Source organism: Amycolatopsis sp. NPDC058986, assembly GCF_042741125.1.
Lineage (GTDB): Bacteria > Actinomycetota > Actinomycetes > Mycobacteriales > Pseudonocardiaceae > Amycolatopsis.
Genome location: NZ_JBHYJW010000132.1, coordinates 1 through 4550 on the forward strand (window position 1 = coordinate 1; position 4550 = coordinate 4550).

6 protein-coding genes are annotated in these 4550 nt (G+C 70.0%); 3 read left to right on the forward strand and 3 right to left on the reverse strand.

Annotated elements, in window-relative coordinates; all coding sequences use genetic code 11:
• Positions 1-68: 68 nt before the first annotated feature.
• Complete coding sequence (pssA, locus tag ACFW0G_RS45300) at positions 69-1058, reverse strand: CDP-diacylglycerol--serine O-phosphatidyltransferase (RefSeq protein WP_378331790.1); 990 nt, start codon at positions 1056-1058, stop codon at positions 69-71.
• A 3-nt stretch (positions 1059-1061) separates the two neighbouring features.
• Complete coding sequence (locus ACFW0G_RS45305) at positions 1062-1787, reverse strand: phosphatidylserine decarboxylase (protein WP_378331791.1); 726 nt, start codon at positions 1785-1787, stop codon at positions 1062-1064.
• 258 nt (positions 1788-2045) lie between these two features.
• On the opposite strand from ACFW0G_RS45305, the gene ACFW0G_RS45310 reads away from it, so the two are divergent.
• On the forward strand, positions 2046-2255 hold the full coding sequence (locus ACFW0G_RS45310) for a hypothetical protein (RefSeq protein WP_378331792.1): 210 nt from the start codon (positions 2046-2048) through the stop codon (positions 2253-2255).
• 39 nt (positions 2256-2294) lie between these two features.
• On the opposite strand, the gene ACFW0G_RS45315 is transcribed toward ACFW0G_RS45310, so the two are convergent.
• Entirely contained in the window at positions 2295-2573 is a 279-nt protein-coding gene (locus ACFW0G_RS45315) for a GlsB/YeaQ/YmgE family stress response membrane protein (RefSeq protein WP_378331793.1), read from the reverse strand.
• A 69-nt stretch (positions 2574-2642) separates the two neighbouring features.
• Here ACFW0G_RS45315 and ACFW0G_RS45320 point away from each other — a divergent pair, with 69 nt between their 5' ends.
• Entirely contained in the window at positions 2643-3206 is a 564-nt protein-coding gene (locus tag ACFW0G_RS45320; RefSeq protein ID WP_378331794.1) for a helix-turn-helix domain-containing protein, read from the forward strand.
• Positions 3203-4444: an MFS transporter gene (locus ACFW0G_RS45325; RefSeq protein ID WP_378331795.1), complete on the forward strand. Its 1242-nt coding sequence runs from the start codon at positions 3203-3205 to the stop codon at positions 4442-4444. Before ACFW0G_RS45320 ends, ACFW0G_RS45325 begins: the two co-directional genes overlap by 4 nt.
• The last annotated feature ends 106 nt before the right edge of the window (positions 4445-4550 follow it).

Consider the following 4550-nt stretch of genomic DNA (forward strand, 5'->3'; position numbering starts at 1 on the left):
CTCCAATGCCGTGAAGGCCTCCTTACCGGCGTTGAGTGCCGGTAAGGAGGCCTTCACGGAAGTAGGGGTCAGTCGCGGTCGCGGGTGCGCGGGCGGATGCCGATACGTCGCCAGCTGCGCCGCCGCGGGTGCTGGCCGTCGCCGTTCTCGGTGTTCTCCCGGGCCAGGGTCCGGGACGTCCGCGTGTACTCGGTGCCGTTGCGGGGCAGCCGCACCGCGCGCATCGCTCCGGCCACCCGGCGACGCAGCGGCGGACGCAGGCCGAGCCGCCGCGGGCTCCTGGCGCGGCGGATGGCCCGGCGTTCGCGCGGGGGCACGGCCCACGCCTCGGGATGGGCGGCCAGCCAGCGATGCCGGTAGACCGAGTACGGGATGTGCGCCAGGTAGAGGATCAGCGCGATGGCCAGCGCGACCAGCGGGAACTGGATGATGGCCGCGGCCAGGATCCCGACGATCACCAGCAGCGGCGCGATCGCCTTGGGCGGTGCCTTCGCGGTCTTCAGCGACAGCGTCGGGATGCGGCTGATCGAGAGCGCCGCGATCGCGACCATCCAGGCCCAGGTCACGTACTCCGAGGACCACCAGCCGGTGCCGAAGTGCATCGTGACGATCAGCGGCAGCATCGCCAGCAGGCCGCCGGCGGGCGCCGGGACGCCGACGAAGAACTCGTTCGCGTAAGGCGGCTGCTCGGTGTCGTCGAGCAGGGTGTTGAACCGCGCGAGCCGCAGGATCATGCACACCGCGAAGATCAGCGACGCGACCCAGCCGGTCTTGTCCGCGCCCGGCTGCCAGACGTAGAGCACCAGCGCCGGGGCCACGCCGAAGGAGATGCCGTCGGACAGCGAGTCCAGCTCGGCGCCCATCTTCGACGTCGCGTCCAGCAGCCGCGCTATCCGGCCGTCGAGGCTGTCGAGGACGGCGGCGATGCCGATCGACGCGATCGCCATCCCGTAGTTGTGCGTCAGCGCGAACTGCACCGCCGACAGGCCCGCGCACAGCGCCAGCACGGTGATGGCGTTCGGCAGCAGCCGGACGCCGGGAGTGGTCACGCGGACCATGGCTCAGCCCTTCGCCGGCACGACGGGGAGTTCGGCGATCACGGTCTCGCCGCCGACCGTGCGCTGCCCCTTCTCGACGAGCACCTTGCTGCCCTCGGGCAGGTACAGGTCGACGCGGGAGCCGAAGCGGATGATGCCGTACGTCTCGCCGATGCCGACCTTGTCGCCCTCGCGGATCTCGCACAGGATGCGGCGCGCCACCAGCCCGGCGATCTGCACCACGACCAGCTCGTGCCCGTCCTCGGTGCGCAGCAGCACGGAGTTGCGTTCGTTGTCCTCGCTCGCCTTGTCCAGGTCCGCGGAGAGGAACTTGCCCGGCCGGTACGCGACCCGCTCGATCACGCCGTTCGCGGGTGTGCGCTGGACGTGCACGTCGAACACGGACAGGAAGACGCTCACTCGCATCCGCGGCGCGGCGGGCAGGCCGAGCTCCGGCGGCGGGGTGGCTTCCTCGATGAGCGAGACGAGGCCGTCCGCCGACGCCACCGCGATGCCGCCCCGGCTGGGCGCGACGCGCTTGGGCGCGCGGAAGAAGGCCGCCACGGCCGCGGTCGTCAGCGCGCCGACGACGCCGAGGCGCTTGGAGAACCGGCGCAGCAGCAGTGTCGCGGCCAGCCCGCCGAACACGAACGGGCGTCCCGCCGGGTGCATCGGCGGCACGGTCTCCCTGGCCAGTTTCACGGCGTGCGTGAGGGGGTTGCCGCCTGCCTCCGGCCGGTTGCCGCTCATGGGTGGGCTCTCCGCAATTCGTGGTCGGAATGAACTCCGGCGACGCCGTCCGGCGGCCGGTGTTGACGGGCCCAACGCTACCGCCCGCCGCGTCGGGAGGATCCGCACGGCCCCTGGTCGCCGGGCCGGGTATCCCCCTCGCGGGTTTCCCCGCCTGGGGTGGGGGTGGCCACACCGCGATAACAGTCAGTGGCAGCCGACGATAACAGTAGGTAGTTAGCGCCGCTCGGGCGCCTGCCGGACCTGCCGAGGGAAGCGATGTCAGCCAGTCTCGATCCAGCCGACGAAGAGCTCGTCGAGCTGTTCACGGCGTGGCAGCGGGACATCGTGGCGGTGCCGATCCCCTCGCTGGTGGATCCGGGACGGGCTGCCGAGATCGTGGCGCGGGCAAACCGGACGCGCCGGGTGCATGCGCCCCCCGACGACGCACGCACCCGGCCGCGGGAACAGGGGAAGCGTCTACTCTAATCGGCCGAACGGCCACGGTTGCCGATCGTGAAACAAATGTTACGAACGGTCACGGTTTCCCGCGCTGGACACCAGCCGGAGAATGAGCAACAGCAGGATCGCGCCGAGAATCGCGACGCCGAAGCTGGGGAAGTCGAACTCGAAGTTCTTCGTGTGCCCGGTGGCGACGCGGTAGATGAAGCCGCCGAGCGCCGCGCCGACCACCCCGACGAGGATGCTGACGAGGCAGCCCTGAGGACGCCGTTCGCGGCCGCCGACCACCACGTTCGCCACCCAGCCCGCCAGGGCGCCGAAGATGATCCACGTCAGGATTCCCATGGTCCACAGGATACCGGGGCGCCCTGTGCGTAGTTGTACAAGAACTCTTGTACAACTACTCTTGTGGATATGAGCGAACGTGATGTTCACGATGTCCGCGACTCCCGGGTGCTGGCCGCGATGTCGCATCCGCTGCGCCGCCGCCTGCTCGACCTGCTGAAGCTCGACGGCCCGGCGACGGCGTCGGTACTGGCAGAGAAGACGGGGCAGGCCGTCGGCAACATCAGTCATCACCTGAAGGTGCTGGCCACCAGCGAGCTCGTCGAAGAGGCGCCGGAGCTGGCTCGCGACCGCCGGGAGCGCTGGTGGCGCCGGGTGCCGCGCGGGCTGAGCTGGGATGCCACGGACTTTCCCGGCGACCCGATCGCCGACGCCGCCGAGTTCCTCAGCCTTGAGCACGAGACCGCGATCGCGCGGCGGTGGCTGGCCGGCCGGGAGAGTTACCCCGCCCAGTGGCAGGCCGCGTGGTTCGCCAACGACTCCTGGACCCGGCTGTCCGCAGCCGAGCTGCACGAGCTGAACGCCCGCGTCCTGGCGTTGTTCCGCGAGTACACGCAGCGGGAACTGCCGGATGACGGCGTCGAACGACGGCCCGTCTTCCTCGTGGCGCGCGCCTCGCTCGGTCAGCCGTGACGACGCTCGCCCGGCCGGGGCTGTGGCGGACGCGGAACTTCCGGCTGCTCTGGACAGGCGAGACGGCGAGCATGCTCGGCAGCGCGGTCGCGAGCACCGCCCTGCCGCTGGTCGCGGTCGTGACCTTGCGGGCGAGCACGTTCATGGTCGGGCTGCTTGCCGCGGCGGCCTGGCTACCGTGGCTCCTGGTCGGGCTCCCGGCGGGGGCGTGGGTGGACCGGCTGCCCAAGCGGCCGGTGATGCTCACCTGCAACGCGGTGTCGGCTCTGGTGTTCGGCAGTGTCCCCGCCGCTGCCCTGCTCGGTGTGCTCACCATGCCGTACCTGCTGGTCGCGGCGCTGCTCGGCGGAGTGGCGAAGGTGTTCTTCACGCTCGCCTATCGGGCGTACCTGCCCGCGCTGGTCGAAGGCGGCCAACTGCTCGAGGCGAACACCAAGCTCCAGGGCAGCGAGTCGGCCACCGAGATCGCGGGTCCGGGACTGGCCGGTTTGCTGGTAAAGGTGTTCGGACCGGTGAGCGGGATACTCGCCGATTCTGTCAGCTTCGCGATTTCGGTCTTGTGCCTGCATTTCGTTCGCGCGAGAGAAACGAAGTCATTCGTGGAAAAGCGGCGACTTCGCACAGAAATCGGTGACGGCCTACGTTTTGTAACACGAGATCCGTATTTGAGGACTTTAATGATCTACGGCGCCGTCTCGAATCTCGCGATCGACGGGTATGAGGCGATCCAGATCGTTTTCCTCGCTCGCGAGATCGGCGCGGGGCCGGGACAGATCGGATTCGTGCTGGCGCTGGCGGGCGTGGGCGGCGTGTGCGGGGCACTCGTCACCGGACGGCTCGCGGCGCGGTTCGGCACCGCGCGGTCGTACCTGCTCGGCATAGGTTTCGGGGCGCCGATGCTGCTGCTGGGGCCGTTCGCGAGCGCCGGGCCGGGGCTGGTGTTCTTCGCCGTCGCGTGGTTCGGGGCGGGCGCGAGCGTCGTCGTGTCGAACGTGCTGCTCGGCACGTTCCGGCAGCGGTACTGCCCGCCCGAGCTGTTCGGCCGGATCACCGCGACCTACGCCGTGATGAACTACGGCACGATCCCGCTCGGCGCGTTCCTCGGCGGCCTGCTCGGCGAGGTCCTCGGTGTGCGGCAGACGATGTGGCTGATGGGCGGGGTGAAGCTCGCCGCGTTCGGGCTCGTGCTGTTCAGCCCGATCCGTGCCCGCCGCGACTTCCCTGCCCGCGTGAGCTGAAGGGGACTTTCTCCACCCATGCCCCCGCCACCGCCCTCAACGGGGACGCTTCGCGTCCAGTCTTGATCCCCGGACGCGCTGAAGGGGACTTTCCTCGCATGCCATG

What these genes read in the sequence shown, in the direction of transcription:
- ACFW0G_RS45315 (WP_378331793.1), bottom strand. Translation starts at nt 2,573, where the DNA reads ATGGGAATCCTGACGTGGATCATCTTCGGCGCCCTGGCGGGCTGGGTG.
- ACFW0G_RS45320 (WP_378331794.1), top strand. Translation starts at nt 2,643, where the DNA reads ATGAGCGAACGTGATGTTCACGATGTCCGCGACTCCCGGGTGCTGGCC.
- pssA (WP_378331790.1), bottom strand. Translation starts at nt 1,058, where the DNA reads ATGGTCCGCGTGACCACTCCCGGCGTCCGGCTGCTGCCGAACGCCATC.
- ACFW0G_RS45310 (WP_378331792.1), top strand. Translation starts at nt 2,046, where the DNA reads ATGTCAGCCAGTCTCGATCCAGCCGACGAAGAGCTCGTCGAGCTGTTC.
- ACFW0G_RS45305 (WP_378331791.1), bottom strand. Translation starts at nt 1,787, where the DNA reads ATGAGCGGCAACCGGCCGGAGGCAGGCGGCAACCCCCTCACGCACGCC.